Raw genomic sequence first — 16,341 nt, forward strand, 5'->3', positions numbered from 1 at the left:
TTGGCCATGCCCTGCCGCCCACGGTGATCCCATGCCGCGTCCGCGCGCCCTCGCGCCCCTCCGCTGGCTGCCGCTCTTCGCGGCGCTGCTGCTTCTCGGCGCCTGCAGCCGCCTGGACCTCGCCTACCGCAACCTCGATTGGCTGATCCCCTGGTCCATCGCCGACTACGTCAGCCTGCACAAGGCCCAGCGCGCCTGGCTGGAACCGCGCATTCAGGCACACCTGCGCTGGCACTGCAGCACCCAGTTGCCACGCTACGCCGCCTGGCTGCAGGAGGTGGCAACCCTGGGCCAGGCCGAGCGACTGGATGCCGGGCAACTGCTCGAGCACATGCAGGGGTTCAAGGAAGCCATCGACGCCGTCGCCGTGGAGATCACCCCCACCAGCGTTTCGCTGCTGCAGGGGCTCGACCCCGAGCAGGTGGAGGAACTGAACACCTCGCTGGACGAGAAGGAACGCAAGCTGCGCAAGGAGCACCTGATCCCGCGTGACGAGCAGGTCGAACAGCGCCGCGAACGCATGGAGAAACGCCTCAAGCCCTGGTTCGGCACGCTCTCCGCCCAGCAGCAGGCGAAAGTGGATGCCTGGGCCGAAAGCCTCGGCGACAGCAACCTGTTGTGGGTGGATAACCGCAGGCTCTGGCAATCAGCCCTGCGCAGCGCCCTCGCCGAGCGCGACAGCCAGGATTTCGCGCCGCGCGTCGCGGCGCTGCTGCAGGACCGCGAAGCCTTCTGGAGCGACGCCTACCGGGCGCACTTCGAGCGCGGGCAGGTGGCCCTGTCGCAGTTGCTCGCCGATCTGTTCAATGCATCCAGCGCCAGCCAGCGCGAGCGCCTGCGCAGCCGCCTGCACGACCTGCAGCAGGACATCCGCCAGTTGCAGTGCCCGACGGCCTGAACCCGCCTCAGCCGCGCAGGCGCGCTCCGATCCAGGCCAGCACTGCCGTGGCCAGGCACAGGTGGAACAGGTCGACCCGGGGAATCCCGAGCCAGTCGCCCTGGGTGCCGATCACCAGCCCCGCCAGCAGGAACGCCAGGGAGCCGGCCACCGCCAGCGCCCAGCGCCGGGAACGCCCCGGCCAGGCCAGCGCCACCAGAGCCAGCGCGTTGCCCACCAGCGCCACAGGGGGCGGCACCAGCAGCATCGCCGCCGCCAGGGCCAGCAGCGCCAGGTGACGCGGCGCCCCCTGCAGCCAGACGAACGCTATCAGCGGCAAGCCAATGCGCGAGGAGACGAAGGCCAACTGGCGGTGCAGGTCGTCGACGGCGCTGAAGCCTGCATAGAGCACCGCCCCTGCCAACGCCGCCAGGGCCATGGAGACGAAGCCCGCCGCCCGCCAGCCCTCGCGCTCACGGCCATGGAGCCAGGCAGCCAGGAGGCAGGCGCTGGCCAGCAGCAGCTCGCCGCCGACATGGAGGATCAGCATCGGGGTGGAAACGAGCATGGGGCGTCCTGTCGTGAGCCAATGGGGATGCACGGCAGGCTACAGCGCGGGGATGACCCGGCGCATGGCGGCTCGCGCCAAAGCGCATGACGCCATGCGCCAGCGGCGTCAGAGCGGCGGCACGCTCCAATCGATGGGCGCCAGGCCGTGCTGCTCGAGGAACTTGTTGCAGCGGCTGAAGTGGCCGTTGCCGAGGAAGCCGCGGTAGGCCGACAGCGGCGAGGGGTGGGCGGAACGCAGCACCAGGTGCTTGGTGGAGTCGATCAGGCGCTGCTTGCTCTGCGCGTGGGCGCCCCAGAGCAGGAACACCAGGTTCGGCTGGTGCGCGCTGACGACCTCTATCACCCGGTCGGTGAAGGGCTGCCAGCCCTGGTTGGCGTGGGAACCGGCCCGGGCCTGCTCCACGGTCAGGGAGGTGTTGAGCAGCAGCACGCCCTGCTCGGCCCAGCTCTGCAAGTGGCCGTGGTCGGGCATGTCGATGTTCAGGTCGCGCTTGAGCTCCTTGTAGATGTTCAGCAGCGACGGCGGAATGGGCACGCCCGGCTGCACCGAGAAGCACAGGCCATGGGCCTGGCCGGGGCCGTGATAAGGGTCCTGGCCGATGATCACCACCTTCACCTCGTCCAGCGGCGTGGAGTTCAGCGCGTTGAAAATCATCGGGCCGGGCGGGAACACCACCTTGCCGTCGGCCTTCTCGGCGCGCAGGAACTCGCGCAGCGCCTTCATGTAGGGCTTGTCGAACTCGTCACGCAGGGCCTCTTTCCAACCCGCTTCGAGCTTTATCCGATCAACGGTCTCGGTCATCTCTCTTCCAGTTCTCTAGCGCCTTCCAGCGCGGATGAGGCGGGCGAAGGCCGCTCAATGGTCGGGCACCCTAAAAAATGCCCTCTACTCTTGTCAATCAAGGAGGACAAGGAGATCGCATCCGATGGACAACCGCCACGATGGCCTGAAGTTCTCGCTCTACAGCAGCTTCCTCAAGGGCAACGCCAAGGTGCCGCAGATGCCGGAAACCTCGCTGCGCCTGCGCAAGCTGCTGGCATCCGAGCACGCCTCGCTGGAACAGGTCACCCGCCTGCTGCACAGCAACCCGCCGCTCGCCGCCTACCTGCTGCAATTCGCCGAGACCCCGATGCTGCGCAACCTGCGCCAGGGCGTGAACCTGCAGGAGGTGATCGCGCGCCTGGGCATGCAGCGCCTCAACAACCTGGTGCTCAGCTTCGCCATCCAGCACCTGTTCACCAGCCAGGACCCGGCCCTGCAGAAGATCTTCCGCACCCGCTGGAATGCCGCCCTGCTCTGCGCCGCCCACAGCGCCTGCCTGGCCCAGTTGCTCACGCGCCTGCCCCTGGAAGATGCCCTGCTCGCCGGCCTGGTGCAGGACATCGGCAGCCTGCCGTTGCTCGACGAGTTGGAGCGCTGGCCGGAGGTCCCCCGCGAGGAGAGCGAGCTGCAGCGTCTCTGCGACCAGCTCTCTGCCGACATCGGGGTGATCGTGCTCACCAGCTGGAAGCTGCCGCCGCTGCTCATCGACTGCGCGCGCAACCGCAGCGACTGGTGCCGCGCGCACAAGGGCTCGGCGGACCTGGTGGACGTGGTGCAGGTGGCCCGCCAGTTGGCCGCGCGGGAACTCGACGATGAGCAACTGGTGCAGCTACCCGCCTGGCAGCGCCTGCTGGGGGAGCGCCTCGACAGCCTGCCGCCGGAGGCGGTACGCGCGGAGCTCGCCAGCGAGGTGGGCTTCTGGTTCAAGCTGCTCGGCGGCAAGGGCCACGCCTGAATCGCATCAGCCCTGGTGCAGCGCCCGGTAGTGGCTGGGCGCCATGCCCACCACCTTGCGGAACAGCCGCGAGAAGTAATAGACGTCCTCGTAGCCCAGTTGCTCGGCGATCTGGCGGATGCCCTGCTCGCCTTCGTCGAGCAGGCGACAAGCGTGGGCCATCTTCAACTGGATGAAATCCTGGATCGGCGCGTGCCCGGTCAGCGCGCGGTAGGTCTTGGCGAAGTGGAAGCGCGACAGCTTGAACTGCGCGGCCAGCTGGTCGAGGTTGAGGCTGTCGTGCAGGTGCGCGCGCATCACCGCCTGCACCGCATCGATGTCCAACACACGCCCGGACTTCAGCACCCCGCGCGCCGGCAGCACGGCGAGCGAGGTCAGCAGCGTCTGCAGTTGATGGGCGGCGTGGACGAAATGCAGCGGGTTGAGCCCATGGCGGCGAAGCCCCAGCAAGGCGTCGAAATCCGCCAGCAGGCGCGGCTGGGCACCGATGCGGCGCAGCCCGGCCGGCCCCAGGGGACGCAGGAAGTCCTCCACCAACTCCCCTTCGAAGTGCACCCAATAGATGCTCCAGGGCCGCTGCGGGTCGGCGCCGTAGGCGTGCATGCGCCCCTTGGGCAGCAGCAGCAGGTCGCCGCCGACCACGTCCAATCGTCCATCCCCGGTCTCCAGCCAGCCCTGGCCGGCACGGCAGTAGATGAGCAGGTGATCGTCCGGCGCCAGGCGCAGCATGCGGTGCCCACCAGCCTCCGGGTAGAAGCCCAGGGCCAGGGGGTAACAGCCCGCCGTCAGCGGATTACGCGCCAGCAGGCGGCGCAGGCGCGGTGGCGTGGTGAAGCGCACGCCATTGGCCGGCAAGGGCCAGTTGGAGGTTTCCACGGAGCGGCTCATGGTTGTTCTTGTCTGGGCCTGCAATCACAAGATCGTCCATCCAGGCGACAAGATCGTCAATCCACATCTGCCGTGCGCGCCGCTATAACGACAAGAAAACAACAAGACGCCCGGCACGGGTGGAGGACCAGATGACCAGGACGATTCCGCAACTCATCGACGGCGAATGGCGCGACAGCCGCTCCCGCGAGCTGATCGAAGTCACCGATCCCGCGACCCAGGCCGTGCTGGCCCTGGCGCCCAAGGCAACGCCCGAGGAAATCGAGGCCGCCATCGCCAGCGCCAAGCAGGCCTTCACCAGTTGGCGCGAGGTGCCGGTGTCGGAACGGGCGCGGCTGATGCTGCGCTACCAGCACCTGCTCAAGGAGCACCACGACGAGCTGGCCGAAATCCTCGCCAGCGAGACCGGCAAGACCTTCGCCGATGCCAAGGGCGACGTCTGGCGCGGCATCGAGGTGGCCGAGCACGCCGCCAACATTGCCAGCCTGATGATGGGCGAGACGGTGGAGAACGTGGCCCGCGAGATCGACACCGCCAGCTGGGTCCAGCCCCTGGGCGTGTGCGTCGGCATCACCCCCTTCAACTTCCCGGCGATGATCCCGCTGTGGATGTTTCCCCTGGCCATCGCCTGCGGCAACACCTTCATCCTCAAGCCGTCCGAGCAGGACCCGCTGACCCCCAACCGCCTCGCCGAGCTGTTCCTCGAAGCCGGTGCCCCCAAGGGCGTGCTGCAGGTGCTGCATGGTGGCCGCGAGCAGGTGGACGCCCTGCTCACTCACCCGGACATCCGCGCCATCTCCTTCGTCGGCTCGGTGCCGGTGGGCCAGCACATCTACCGCACCGGCACCGCGCACCTGAAGCGCGTGCAGGCCTTCGCCGGCGCCAAGAACCACATGGTGATCATGCCCGACGCCAACAAGGACCAGGTCCTCAGCAACCTGCTGGGCGCCAGCTGCGGCGCCGCCGGCCAGCGCTGCATGGCCATCAGCGTGGCGGTGTTCGTCGGCGCGGCGCGGGAGTGGATCCCCGAGCTGGCCGCGCAGATGGCCGAGCTCAAGCCCGGCCACTGGCAGGACGCCCACGCCGCCTACGGCCCGCTGATCAGCCAGCAGGCCAAGCAGCGCGTGCAACGGCTGATCGCCGAGGGCAAGGCCGAGGGCGCCGACTGCCTGCTGGATGGCTCCCACTGCGAAGTGGCGGGCTACCCCGACGGCAACTGGCTGGGCCCGACCCTGTTCCGCGGCGTGACCACCAAGATGGGCCTGTACCGCGAAGAGATCTTCGGCCCGGTGCTGGCCTGCATGGAGGTGGACGACCTCAACGCCGCCATCGAGCTGGTCAACGCCAGCCCCTACGGCAACGGCACCAGCATCTTCACCCGCTCGGGCGGCGCCGCGCGGCACTTCCAGCATACGGTGGAGGTGGGCCAGGTGGGCATCAACGTGCCGATCCCGGTGCCGCTGCCATTCTTCTCCTTCACCGGCTGGAAGGGCTCCTTCTATGGCGACCTGCATGCCTACGGCAAGCAGGCGGTGCGCTTCTACACCGAGACCAAGACGGTCACCAGCCGCTGGTTCGACGACAGCCCCGTGAGCGGGCCGAACATGACCATTCAGTTGAAGTGAGAAGTGCGTCGGCCCTGTTAGACCAAAAGATGATCTCACCTTAAAAACGAGCGGCGTAAAAGGTTCCCTGCAGAACAACAACAAGGAGAACTTCAATGCGCCGATTGACTGCCACCCTGGCCCTCTGGGCCGGAATCACCGCCTGTGCGCAGGCCGCTGAGCCCATCACCCTGGGGCTCAACTACCCGCGCACCGGCTCATACAAGGAAGAGGGATTGGCGCAGATGCGTGGAGCCCTGCTGGCCATCGACGAGCTCAACGCCACCGGCGGGGTGCTCGGCCGCCCCTTGCGCCTGTCCGGCAAGGATTCCGCCTCACGCCCGGAGAAAGCGGTAAAGAACGTCGACAAGCTGGCCGCCGAAGGCGCGGTGATGCTCTTCGGCGGGGCCTCCAGCGCGGTGGCCATCGCCGCCGGCGAACGTGCCCGTGACCATGGCCTGCTGTACTTCGGCACCCTCACCTACTCCAACGACACCACCGGCAAGAACGGCCACCGCTACATGTTCCGCGAGTGCAACAACGCCTGGATGAGCGCCAAGGTGCTCGGCCAGTACCTGAACAAGACCCTGCCCGACAAACGCTATTTCTATGTCACCGCCGACTACACCTGGGGCCACACCACCGAAGCCTCGCTACGCCAGGCCACCGCCAGCCAGGACCCCGCCCGTCACGCCGGCGTGCACGTGCCCTTCCCCGGCGCACGTCTCACCGACTACCAGGACGCCCTGACCCAGGCCGCCGCCAGCGACGCCCAGGTGCTGGCCCTGGTGCTGTTCGGCGAGGACCTGGTGCGCGCCATGCGCATCGCCAAGGACATGGGCCTGACCGAACGCATGCAGATCGTCGCGCCGAACCTCACCCAGGGCATCATCGAGCAGGCCGGCCCTGACCTGATGCAAGGCGTGCTCGGTACCGAACCCTGGACCTGGCGCGTGCCGGCCCTGGAGAAATCCCAGCGCGGCATGGCCTTCGTCGAAGCCTTCAAGGCCCGCTACCAGATGTACCCCTCCAGCTCCGCCGCCTCCGCCTACAGCATCGTCCAGCAATGGGCCGATGCCGCCAAACGCAGCGGCAGCCTCAACAGCGAGGCACTGATCAAGGCGCTGGAAGGCCATACATACAGCCTGCTGAAGGACGAGCAGCAGTGGCGTCCCTTCGATCACCAGAACCTGCAGACGGTCTATGCCGTGCGGGTGAAGACCCGTGACGAGGTGCTCAAGGACCCGCTCAAGCAGGACTACTTCGAAATCGTCGACCGCCTCGACGCCAGCAGCGCCCTGCCCAGCCTCCCCGACTGGCAGGCCGAACGGCGTGCCGGCAACCAACCCCCGACCTTGCAATGAGATGCCATGGACTTCGAACTCAGTGATGAACAGCGCCTGCTGGTACACAGCGCCGCCGCCTTCACCCGCCACGAGCTGGCGCCGAACGCAGCGGACTGGGACCGTGACCACCACTTCCCGGTGGAGGTGATCCGCCGCGCCGCCGAGCAGGGCTACCTGGGCCTGTACATCGCCGAGGACGACGGCGGGCTGGGCCTCTCGCGCCTGTCCGCCTCACTGATCTTCGAACAGCTCGCCGCCGGCTGCGTCGCCACCACCGCCTACCTGACCATCCACAACATGGCCGCCTGGATGCTCGCCTCCTTCGGCGACACCGACCTCAAGGCGCGCTGGCTGCCGGGGCTGATCAGCGGCGAGCACCTGGCGTCCTATTGCCTCACCGAGCCGGATGCCGGCTCCGACGCCGCCCACCTGCGCACCCGTGCACGCCGCGACGGCGAGCACTACGTGCTGGACGGCAGCAAGTGCTTCATCTCCGGGGCCGGCAGCACCCAGGTGCTGATCGTCATGGCACGCACCGGCGAAGACGGCGCCAAGGGCATCTCCTGCTTCCTGGTGCCGGCCGACGCCGAGGGCATCCGCTACGGGCGTAACGAAGACAAGATGGGCTGGCGCGCCCAGCCCACCCGCACCATCACCTTCGAGGGCGTGCGTATCCCCGCCGGCAATCGCATCGGCCCGGAAGGCCAGGGCTTCGTCTACGCCATGAAGGGACTGGACGGCGGCCGCCTGAACATCGCCAGCTGCTCCCTGGGCGCGGGCCAGGCGGCGCTGGAGCAGAGCCTGCGCTACGTCGAGGAGCGCAAGCAGTTCGGCAAGCCCCTGGCTGAGTTCCAGGCCCTGCAGTTCAAGCTCGCCGACATGCTCACCGCGCTCACCGCCAGCCGGCAGATGGTGCGCCTGGCGGCCCACCGCCTGGACCACCGCCACGCCGAGGCCAGCCTCTACTGCGCCATGGCCAAGCGCTTCGCCACCGACCAGTGCTTCGACATCTGCAACGATGCACTGCAACTCCATGGTGGCTATGGCTATCTGAATGACTACCCTCTGGAGCGCTGGGTGCGCGACACCCGTGTGCACCAGATACTCGAAGGCACCAACGAGATCATGCGCGTCATCGTGGCGCGCCGTTTACTGGAACAGGGCGGCAGCATCGACCGCCTGTTGTAAGGAGCACTCCATGAGCACTGCCGTAGAGCCGTACCAAGCCGGCGTTTTCGACCTGACCCACAAGCTCACCGTGGAAAAGCACGGGCACACCGCGCTGATCACCATCAACCACCCGCCGGCCAACACCTGGGACCGCGACTCGCTGATCGGCCTCAAGCAGGTGGTCGAGCACCTCAACCGCGACGACGACGTCTACGCCCTGGTGGTGACCGGCCAGGGACCGAAGTTCTTCAGCGCCGGCGCCGACCTCAACCTCTTCGCCGACGGCGACAAGGCCCGCGCCCGCGAGATGGCCCGGCGCTTCGGTGAAGCCTTCGAAACCCTGCGCGACTTCCGTGGCGTGTCCATCGCCGCGATCAACGGCTACGCCATGGGCGGCGGCCTGGAATGCGCCCTGGCCTGCGACCTGCGCATTGCCGAACGGCAATCGCTGATGGCCCTGCCCGAAGCCGCCGTGGGCCTGCTGCCTTGCGCTGGCGGCACCCAGGCGCTGTCCTGGCTGGTGGGCGAAGGCTGGGCCAAGCGCATGATCCTCTGCGGCGAGCGCGTGGACGCGGAAACCGCCCTGCGCATCGGCCTGGTGGAGCAGGTGGTGGACACCGGCGAGGCGCGCGGCGCCGCCCTGCTGCTGGCCGCCAAGGTGGCGCGGCAGAGCCCGGTGGCGGTGCGCACCATCAAGCCGCTGATCGAAGGCGCGCGCCAGCGCGGGCCGAACACCTGGTTGCCGGAGGAGCGCGAGCGCTTCGTCGACCTGTTCGACGCCGAGGACACCCGTGAAGGGGTCAACGCCTTCCTCGAGAAGCGCGACCCGCAATGGCGCAACCGCTGAGCCGCCAGCCCGAAGACACCCGTTGGGAGAAGTGATGAATATCCAGTTCGAAGAACGCGTCGGCCTGCACGGCGCCCGCATCGGCATCGCCAGCCTCGATGCCGAAGCCAGCCTCAACGCCCTGAGCCTGCCAATGATCGAGGCCCTCGACGCGAGGCTGCAGGAATGGGAAAGCAACCCGGAGGTCGTCTGCGTGCTGCTGCGCGGCAACGGCCCGCGCGCCTTCTGCGCCGGCGGCGATGTGCGCAAGCTGGTGGAGGCCTGTCGCGAACACCCCGGCGAGGTGCCCCCGCTGGCGGCGCGCTTCTTCGCCGACGAATACCGCCTCGACCACCGCATCCACACCTACTCCAAGCCGCTGATCTGCTGGGCCCACGGCCATGTGCTGGGCGGCGGCATGGGCCTGATGCAGGGCGCGGCCATCCGCATCGTCACCCCCTCCAGCCGCCTGGGCATGCCGGAGATCAACATCGGCCTGTACCCGGACGTCGGCGGCAGCTGGTTCCTCGCCCGCCTGCCCGGCCGCCTGGGGCTGTTCCTCGGCCTCACCGCCAGCACCATCAACGCCCACGACGCCCTGGACCTGGGTCTCGCCGACCGCTTCCTGCTGGAAGACCAGCAAGCCGAGCTGCTCGACGGCCTGGTGCAGCTGAACTGGCGCGAGCAGGCCGGCGCGCAGCTCACCAGCCTGCTGCAGTCCCTGGAACACCAGGCCCGCGGCCAGTTGCCAGCGGCCCAGTGGCTGCCACGCCGGGCGCGCATCGACGCCCTGCTGGACGTGGCCGACCTGCCGACCGCCTGGAAGGCCATCACCGCGCTGCTGCACGACGATGACGCCCTCCTCGCCCGCGCCGCCAAGACCCTGGCGGGCGGCTGCCCGCTCACCGCGCACCTGGTCTGGGAGCAGATCCGCCGTGCCCGCTACCTGTCCCTGGGTGAGGTGTTCCGCATGGAATACGCCATGAGCCTGAACTGCTGCCGCCACCCGGATTTCTCCGAAGGCGTGCGGGCGCGCCTGATCGACAAGGACAACACGCCGCGCTGGCACTGGCCCGATGCCGCCGCCATCCCCCGCGCGGTGATCGAGGCGCACTTCGAGCCGGTGTGGGATGGCCCCCATCCGCTGGCAGCGCTCTAGCCCATCCACAACGGCCAAGGAGAACAACAATGAAAAAGATCGCCTTCATCGGCCTCGGCAACATGGGCCTGCCAATGGCCCGCAACCTGCTCAAGGCCGGCCATGAGCTCAAAGTCTTCGACCTGGTGCAAAGCGCGGTGGACGAACTGGTGGCCGAAGGTGCCAAGGCCGCCAACGATGCCCACGACGCCGTTTCCGGCGTCGAGATCGTGGTCAGCATGCTGCCCGCCAGCCGCCATGTGGAGGGCCTGTACCTGGGCGATGACGGCCTGCTCGCCTTCATCCGCGCCGGCACCCTGGTGCTGGAGTGCTCGACCATCGCCCCCGACTCGGCGCGCAAGGTGCACGCCCAGGCCAAGGCGCTGGGCATCGACCTGCTGGACGCACCGGTTTCCGGTGGCACCGCCGGGGCCGCTGGCGGCACCCTGACCTTCATGGTCGGCGGCGACGGCAACACCCTGGAAAAGGCCCGCCCGGTGCTGGCGGCCATGGGCAAGAACATCTTCCACGCCGGCCCCGAAGGCGCCGGCCAGGTGGCCAAGGTGTGCAACAACCAGGTGCTGGCGGTGCAGATGATCGCCACCGCCGAAGCCATGGCCCTGGGCGTGGCCAACGGCCTCGACCCCAGCGCCCTGGCGGAGATCATGCGCCAGAGCTCCGGCGGCAACTGGGTGCTGGAGCGCTACAACCCCTGGCCCGGCGTGATGGCTGCGGCACCGGCGAGTAACGGCTACCAGGGCGGCTTCATGGCCGAGCTGATGGCCAAGGACCTGGGCCTGGCCCAGGAGGCCGCGCAGCTCACCCAGAACAGCACCCCCATGGGCGCCCTGGCGCTGCAGCTCTACAAGATGCTGCTCAAGCAGGGCAAGGGCCGCCAGGACTTCTCCGTGGTGCAGCAGCTGTTCATCGAGCCCGAGGCCTGACCGCTCGCCCCATCCTGCGAACGCTGTTTCTCCCAAACGCAAAAAGGGCCCCGAAGGGCCCTTTTTCATTCCACCGTCGCCTCAGACCAGGGTGAGGGTGACGTCGATGTTGCCGCGGGTGGCGTTGGAGTAGGGGCAGACGATGTGGGCTTTTTCCACCAGCTCACGCGCCTTGTCCTTGTCCATGCCCGGCAGGCTGATCTGCAGTTCCACCTCGATGCCGAAGCCGGTGGGGATGGCGCCGATGCCGACGATGCCTTCGATGGAGGCGTCCGCCGGAACGGCGTACTTGTCACGGGCACCGACGAACTTGATCGCCCCCAGGAAGCAGGCCGAATAACCGGCGGCGAACAGTTGCTCGGGGTTGGTGCCCTCGCCGCCCGCGCCACCCAGTTCACGCGGGGTGGTCAGGGAGACGTCGAGGACGCCGTCGGAGGAGATGGCGCGGCCTTCACGGCCACCGGTGGCTTCTGCATAGGCGCGATACAGGACGTTTTCGATGCTCATGATGTATTCCTCTGGATAGCGATTGGGGGTTATTTGGTTCGCTGTAGATTTGTGCGCTAAGCGATTCCATGGAGCGAAGATTAGTGTGCATTTATTTTGCGCGCAATATTAATTTCAAGAAGAATTGGCAATAAGTGTTCGCTTGGATGGCATAAGCAGGCAAGCTGCGGCCCGCAGCCCTGCAAAGCGACCGGATTCAGGGTTATTGGAGGGTCGGGCTGCACTCAGCCGAAGCTGCGCACCTTGTTGCGCCCGGAGTGCTTGGCGGCGTAGAGGGCCGTGTCCGCACTCTGGATGAGCATCTCGGGCAGGTCGCCGGGGCGGGGGATCATGCTGTGGATGCCGATGCTCACGGTCACCACGCCGGCCTGGGCCCCCAGGTGCTCTATGTGCTTCGTCTCGACGGCGGCGCGCACGCTCTCGGCGATCACCTGGGCGCCGGCCGGCGCGGTGTGCGGCAGGATGATGGCGAACTCTTCGCCGCCGTAGCGGGCAATGAGGTCGGTGGAGCGGATCTTGATCACCTTGAGCGCCTCGCTCACCGCCTTGAGGCACAGGTCGCCGGCACGGTGGCCGTAGGTGTCGTTGAACAGCTTGAAGTTATCCACATCGATCATCAGCAGCGAGATGGGCTGGCGGATGATCGCCGCGCGCTGGAATTCCTCGTTGAGGGTCTTGTCGAACTGCCGGCGGTTGGCGATGCCGGTCAGGCCGTCTATCGCCGCCAGCTGCGACAGCTCCTCGTTCTCCAGCTGGATGCTGCGGGCCGCCAGCAGGCGCTGGCGGGTACGCCGCACCAGCACCACGCCGATGCTCATCAGCGCCAACACCAGACCGGTGACCAAGGTCACCAGCACCACGGCCTTCTGCCGCCATTCGATGAGCACTTCGCTCTTCTGCATCGCGGCCACCACCAGCAGCGGGTAGCCGTCCAGCACCCGGTAGGCGTAGACGCGCTCGCGGCCGTCCAGGCTGGAAAGGCCGGCGCCGGTGCCCACCGGCGAGTTCTTCAGGTCGTCCATGAACAACGGGCTGTCCTTCAGGTTGCCGGTACCGGGCTCCATGACCGGGCGCCGCACCACCAGGGTGCCGTCGTTCTCGGCCAGGAGGATGGCGCCGTTGCGGCCGATGTCGAAGTCCTTGTAGAAGGCGTTGAAGTAGCTGATGCGGATGGTCGCCAACACCACCCCGGCGAACTCGCCATGGGGGCCATTGAGGCGGCGCGAGATGGGCAGCACCCACTCGCCGGTGGAACGGCTCTGCATGGGCGAGCTGACCTCGATGTCGCGGCTCACCGAGTTGAGGTGGTGCTGGAAGTATTCCTGGTCGGCACTGCTGGTGGTGGGCGACGGCGGCGCGCTGGTGTAGTGGAGCCAACGCCCGCTGCTGTCGAACACGTAGATGCCGGACAGCTGCTGCGCGCGAAGCTTGTAGGCGGTGATCAGGCCCTTGATGCGCTGCTGGTCATGCAGGTCGGCGCTTTCCAGCAGGTAGACCAGGCCGCTGAGGATCAGGTCGGCTTCCTTGATGGTCTCCTCCGCGTGCTGGGAAACCGAGTAGGCCAGATTGGCGTTGGATTTGTCCGCCTCGCTGAGGTAGTGCGTGCGGGAGTCGAACACCTGATAGAGGTTGACGCCGATGGCCACCACACCACCGAACAGGATCAGGAAGTAGGCCAGCCATAGAGCCAGGCGCGTGCGCAGGAACAGCGCCAGGCGTTTGGCCTCTACTTTCTCCATCCGTCGCTCCCCTGTGGGCCGGCTGCATGCAGCGGCTGATGTTGATGGTGGTTGAAGCCAGCTCTTCGCTTCAGACAAGAAGCTTAGCCAGCGGTGCCCGGAACGGGCCTGAAATGACGGCGGCAGGCGGAAGATTGCAAAGTGCCATCACGCATAGAAATGCTACGCGATTGAGCCCCTTGCGCGCACCTTCGCTGTCGAGCGGGCGACAGGCGTGACGCTGTGGGAACAGTGCATCGGCAGAATGGCCGCCTGGATAACCGGCAGCCCGGAGCGCCTCAGAAGCCGGCGCGGGACAGGGCCTGGGCCAGTGCCAGCGGGTCGTGGCCATGGCAGTGGAGCACGCCGTGCTCGTCCGCCACGCCAAGGCCGAAGCCCTCGTCCGCCTCCTCGAAGTAGAGGAGACCGCTGGGCAATTCGGCGACGACCAGCACCGGCTCCAGCTCGCCGAGGCGCAGCCGGGTGTGGGCATAGAAGGGAACGCGACAGGCGGCGAACACCACCTGCTGGGCAGGGGAACAGTCGTGCAGTTGCTGATGGACCAGGTTCTTCAATTCGGCAGCGGAAATGCTCTGACAAGTATCCATGGCGGGTCCGTCCTGTTCTTGTTGGGTAACCGGGCCTGGCGAAAGGATGATCGAGACCGAGGACGAAAATCTAGCAGCCCGGGAGCGCCTTGCCACCCCCATCTGTATCAGGATTCGACGAAAGCACGGGTTGCCCTTCAGCTCTGGGAGAAGCGCGGGCCCAGCAGGATGACCAGCGCACCCGCGACGCAGAGCGCCGCGCCCAGCCAATCGCTGGCCAGCGGGCGGGTGCGCTCCACCAGGCCCAGCCAGAGCAGCGAGGTGATGATGTAAATGCCACCGTAGGCCGCATAGGCGCGACCGGCGTAGGCCGCTTCGACGCGGGTCAGCAGCAGGGCGAAGCACAGCAGGCTGAGCAGCCCGGGGGCGATCCACCAGGCGCTGCGATCCAGGCGCAGCCACATGAAGAAGGCATAGCAACCGGCGATCTCGAAGAGTGCGGCGAGGAAGAACCAGAGGTAGTTGAGCATGGGGGGATGTCCTCGTCTGGAACCGATCTGGGCGCGGCTCACACTGCAGCTCATTGCAGGGAGCTGAATGCAAGGAGCGCGCCCGGCGTTCAGCCGCGCAACGCGCCTTCGCGTTCCCAGGCGCAGCGTACGCGCAGGTTGGCTTCCTGGGGGCTGTGGAAGCCCTGTTCGCTTTCCCAGCGGAAGGTGTGGGTGCCGTTGAGCTCGGTCTCCAGGTGCACCACGGCGCTGCCCCAGTAGAGCTGCTTGAGCAGGGCCTCGAACTGTTGCACCCACAGGTTCCACTCGTACTCCACCGCCGCATAGCTGGCACCGAAGTGGATCACCTGGGTCTGGTAGAGCCCCTGGCCGGGATGGGCGCTGAAGGAAAACATCTCGCGCCCGAGGAAGGGCCAGATGTCACCGGCAGGCAGGCTTTCGATCACGCGGCGGTTGGTCGCGCGGCGCAGTTGCCGCACCTCGCCGTCGTCCGACGGCCAGTCGCGGATGCAGCCATAGACGATGGATTCAGAGTCCACGCGAGCACTCCAGAAAAACAGTGGCAGCCTTCTATCACAGGGCTGCCAGGCAGGAAAGGAATTGCCGCTGATTTCCTCGACCAGGCCCCATCAGGCCCGGCGCCGGCCCAACATCCAGGCCAGCACGCACATGGTCACCGCCAGGCCGGTGAAGACCATGAAGGGCAACTGGTAGTTGCCGCCCAGGTCGCGACCGAGGCCGGCGAGCACCGGCGTCAGGCTGCCCAGGCTGTAGCCGGCGAAGAGCATCATCGCCGTCCAGCGGCTCACCGCCAGGGAGGTGTTCACCTCGTACAGCGGCAGCACCATGGACAGCGCGAAGGAACCGGAAAGCCCCAGCCCCAGCAGCACCGCCCAGACCTCGGGGTAGAGGCCGGGGGCGAAGGTGATCATCCCCAGGCACAGCGAACTGGTGATGCCGCACCCGAGCAGCAGCTGGTAGCGGTTGTCGTAGCGCTGGGCCAGCCAGGGCAGGATGAAGGCGCTGGGCAGCCCCACCAGCATGAACAGGCTGAACAGGCTGTTGCTGCGCAGCACGCTGAAGCCGGCCTCGTGGTAACGCGCCACCAGCCAGGTGGTGAGGGCATAGAACAGCCCGGCCTGGATGGCGAAGAAGGCGGTGATCAGCCAGGCACGCGGCTCACGCCAGGGCAGCCCGCCGGAGCCCCCGGCCTCGCTGCTCGTCTCCGCGCGGTTGGGCAGGAACAGCCAGAGGATCATCGCGGCCAGTGCCGGCAACGCCCAGAACGCCAGGCCCATCGACCATTCGTTGGCCAGCGCCTGGGTCACCGGCTCGGTGAGCACCGCGCCGGAGGCGCCACCGATCGTCATGCTCAGGGAATACCAGGCGACCACGCGGCCAACCTGGTCATGGAAATGGCGCTTGATGAACCCGGACACCAGCGGTCCGGCGATGGCGATGCCGGCGCCCAACAGCACCGCGCTGCCGATCAGCACCGCACTGGCGTGCCCGGCCACGCGCACGCCGCAGGCGATGACGATGAGCAGCAGGCACAGGGCGATCACCCGTTCCAGGCCGAAGCGCATGGCCAGGCGCGGTGCCAGGGGCGCCAGCAGGCCCATGCACAGCACCGGCAACGCGGTGGTGAGGCTGATCAGCCCACGGCTCAGGTCGAGCTCGCTGGCGATGCGTTCGATCAGGGGGCAAGGGAAGTGATGCCAGGGCGCAGGTTGATCGCCGCCAGCACCAGAGCCAGCATGAACAGGGCTCGGGAAGCAGGTTTCACAGGGAGTCCAGAAGGTCGTCGGCATGCACGCCGGGGGTGCAACCCTACTCCGCGAAAGCGCAGCCGGGCAAGCCACCGGCATGGATAAACTGACCGACCGGACAGAAAAACCAGCCACTAAACGCCGCTGGC

The 16,341-nt window shown here is 67.4% G+C and carries 16 protein-coding genes and 1 pseudogene; 8 read left to right on the forward strand and 9 right to left on the reverse strand.

Annotation, left to right across the window (positions count from 1 at the left end; all coding sequences use genetic code 11):
* Window positions 1-31 precede the first annotated feature (31 nt).
* Window positions 32-898, forward strand: coding sequence for a DUF6279 family lipoprotein (locus tag PSm6_RS02615; RefSeq protein WP_265169466.1), 867 nt, complete (start codon window positions 32-34; stop codon window positions 896-898).
* 7 nt (window positions 899-905) lie between these two features.
* Here the strand turns inward: PSm6_RS02615 and PSm6_RS02620 are convergent, their stop codons facing one another.
* Window positions 906-1,445 carry a hypothetical protein gene (locus PSm6_RS02620; protein ID WP_265169467.1) on the reverse strand — a complete coding sequence of 180 codons (540 nt, stop codon included), beginning with the start codon at window positions 1,443-1,445 and terminating at the stop codon, window positions 906-908.
* A gap of 108 nt (window positions 1,446-1,553) precedes the next feature.
* The gene (gene ung, locus PSm6_RS02625) at window positions 1,554-2,249 is read right to left on the reverse strand and encodes a uracil-DNA glycosylase (protein WP_265169468.1); all 696 of its coding nucleotides are present in this window, start codon (window positions 2,247-2,249) and stop codon (window positions 1,554-1,556) included.
* A gap of 124 nt (window positions 2,250-2,373) precedes the next feature.
* On the opposite strand from ung, the gene PSm6_RS02630 reads away from it, so the two are divergent.
* The gene (locus tag PSm6_RS02630; RefSeq protein ID WP_265169469.1) at window positions 2,374-3,225 is read left to right on the forward strand and encodes an HDOD domain-containing protein; all 852 of its coding nucleotides are present in this window, start codon (window positions 2,374-2,376) and stop codon (window positions 3,223-3,225) included.
* A gap of 6 nt (window positions 3,226-3,231) precedes the next feature.
* Here the strand turns inward: PSm6_RS02630 and PSm6_RS02635 are convergent, their stop codons facing one another.
* Entirely contained in the window at window positions 3,232-4,113 is an 882-nt protein-coding gene (locus tag PSm6_RS02635; protein ID WP_021221261.1) for an AraC family transcriptional regulator, read from the reverse strand.
* A 131-nt stretch (window positions 4,114-4,244) separates the two neighbouring features.
* Between PSm6_RS02635 and PSm6_RS02640 the strand changes: the two genes are divergently transcribed.
* The 6 genes from PSm6_RS02640 to mmsB all read left to right on the forward strand — a co-directional run bounded on the left by PSm6_RS02640 (window position 4,245) and on the right by mmsB (window position 11,141).
* Window positions 4,245-5,738, forward strand: a complete 1,494-nt coding sequence (locus tag PSm6_RS02640; protein WP_265169471.1) for a CoA-acylating methylmalonate-semialdehyde dehydrogenase — start codon at window positions 4,245-4,247, stop codon at window positions 5,736-5,738.
* Window positions 5,739-5,833: 95 nt separating this feature from the next.
* Window positions 5,834-7,081 (forward strand): ABC transporter substrate-binding protein, encoded by a 1,248-nt coding sequence (locus PSm6_RS02645; protein WP_265169472.1) that lies wholly within the window; start codon window positions 5,834-5,836, stop codon window positions 7,079-7,081.
* Window positions 7,082-7,087: 6 nt separating this feature from the next.
* On the forward strand, window positions 7,088-8,251 hold the full coding sequence (locus PSm6_RS02650; protein ID WP_043245214.1) for an isobutyryl-CoA dehydrogenase: 1,164 nt from the start codon (window positions 7,088-7,090) through the stop codon (window positions 8,249-8,251).
* 10 nt (window positions 8,252-8,261) lie between these two features.
* Window positions 8,262-9,080: an enoyl-CoA hydratase gene (locus PSm6_RS02655; protein ID WP_184487789.1), complete on the forward strand. Its 819-nt coding sequence runs from the start codon at window positions 8,262-8,264 to the stop codon at window positions 9,078-9,080.
* A gap of 34 nt (window positions 9,081-9,114) precedes the next feature.
* Window positions 9,115-10,218, forward strand: coding sequence for an enoyl-CoA hydratase/isomerase DspII (gene dspII / locus PSm6_RS02660; RefSeq protein ID WP_021221266.1), 1,104 nt, complete (start codon window positions 9,115-9,117; stop codon window positions 10,216-10,218).
* 29 nt (window positions 10,219-10,247) lie between these two features.
* Window positions 10,248-11,141: a 3-hydroxyisobutyrate dehydrogenase gene (gene mmsB, locus PSm6_RS02665; RefSeq protein ID WP_021221267.1), complete on the forward strand. Its 894-nt coding sequence runs from the start codon at window positions 10,248-10,250 to the stop codon at window positions 11,139-11,141.
* 81 nt (window positions 11,142-11,222) lie between these two features.
* Here the strand turns inward: mmsB and PSm6_RS02670 are convergent, their stop codons facing one another.
* The 6 genes and pseudogenes from PSm6_RS02670 to PSm6_RS02695 form a co-directional block, all read right to left on the reverse strand.
* On the reverse strand, window positions 11,223-11,648 hold the full coding sequence (locus tag PSm6_RS02670; protein ID WP_021221268.1) for an organic hydroperoxide resistance protein: 426 nt from the start codon (window positions 11,646-11,648) through the stop codon (window positions 11,223-11,225).
* Window positions 11,649-11,872: 224 nt separating this feature from the next.
* On the reverse strand, window positions 11,873-13,387 hold the full coding sequence (locus PSm6_RS02675) for a sensor domain-containing diguanylate cyclase (protein ID WP_265169474.1): 1,515 nt from the start codon (window positions 13,385-13,387) through the stop codon (window positions 11,873-11,875).
* Window positions 13,388-13,665: 278 nt separating this feature from the next.
* Complete coding sequence (locus tag PSm6_RS02680) at window positions 13,666-13,974, reverse strand: hypothetical protein (protein ID WP_021221270.1); 309 nt, start codon at window positions 13,972-13,974, stop codon at window positions 13,666-13,668.
* 137 nt (window positions 13,975-14,111) lie between these two features.
* Complete coding sequence (locus PSm6_RS02685) at window positions 14,112-14,444, reverse strand: YnfA family protein (protein ID WP_021221271.1); 333 nt, start codon at window positions 14,442-14,444, stop codon at window positions 14,112-14,114.
* A gap of 89 nt (window positions 14,445-14,533) precedes the next feature.
* Window positions 14,534-14,962: a hypothetical protein gene (locus PSm6_RS02690; protein WP_021221272.1), complete on the reverse strand. Its 429-nt coding sequence runs from the start codon at window positions 14,960-14,962 to the stop codon at window positions 14,534-14,536.
* 90 nt (window positions 14,963-15,052) lie between these two features.
* Window positions 15,053-16,182 (reverse strand): annotated as a pseudogene (locus tag PSm6_RS02695) (MFS transporter).
* Window positions 16,183-16,341 lie beyond the last annotated feature (159 nt).

It is taken from the genome of Pseudomonas solani, from assembly GCF_026072635.1.
Lineage (GTDB): Bacteria > Pseudomonadota > Gammaproteobacteria > Pseudomonadales > Pseudomonadaceae > Metapseudomonas > Metapseudomonas solani.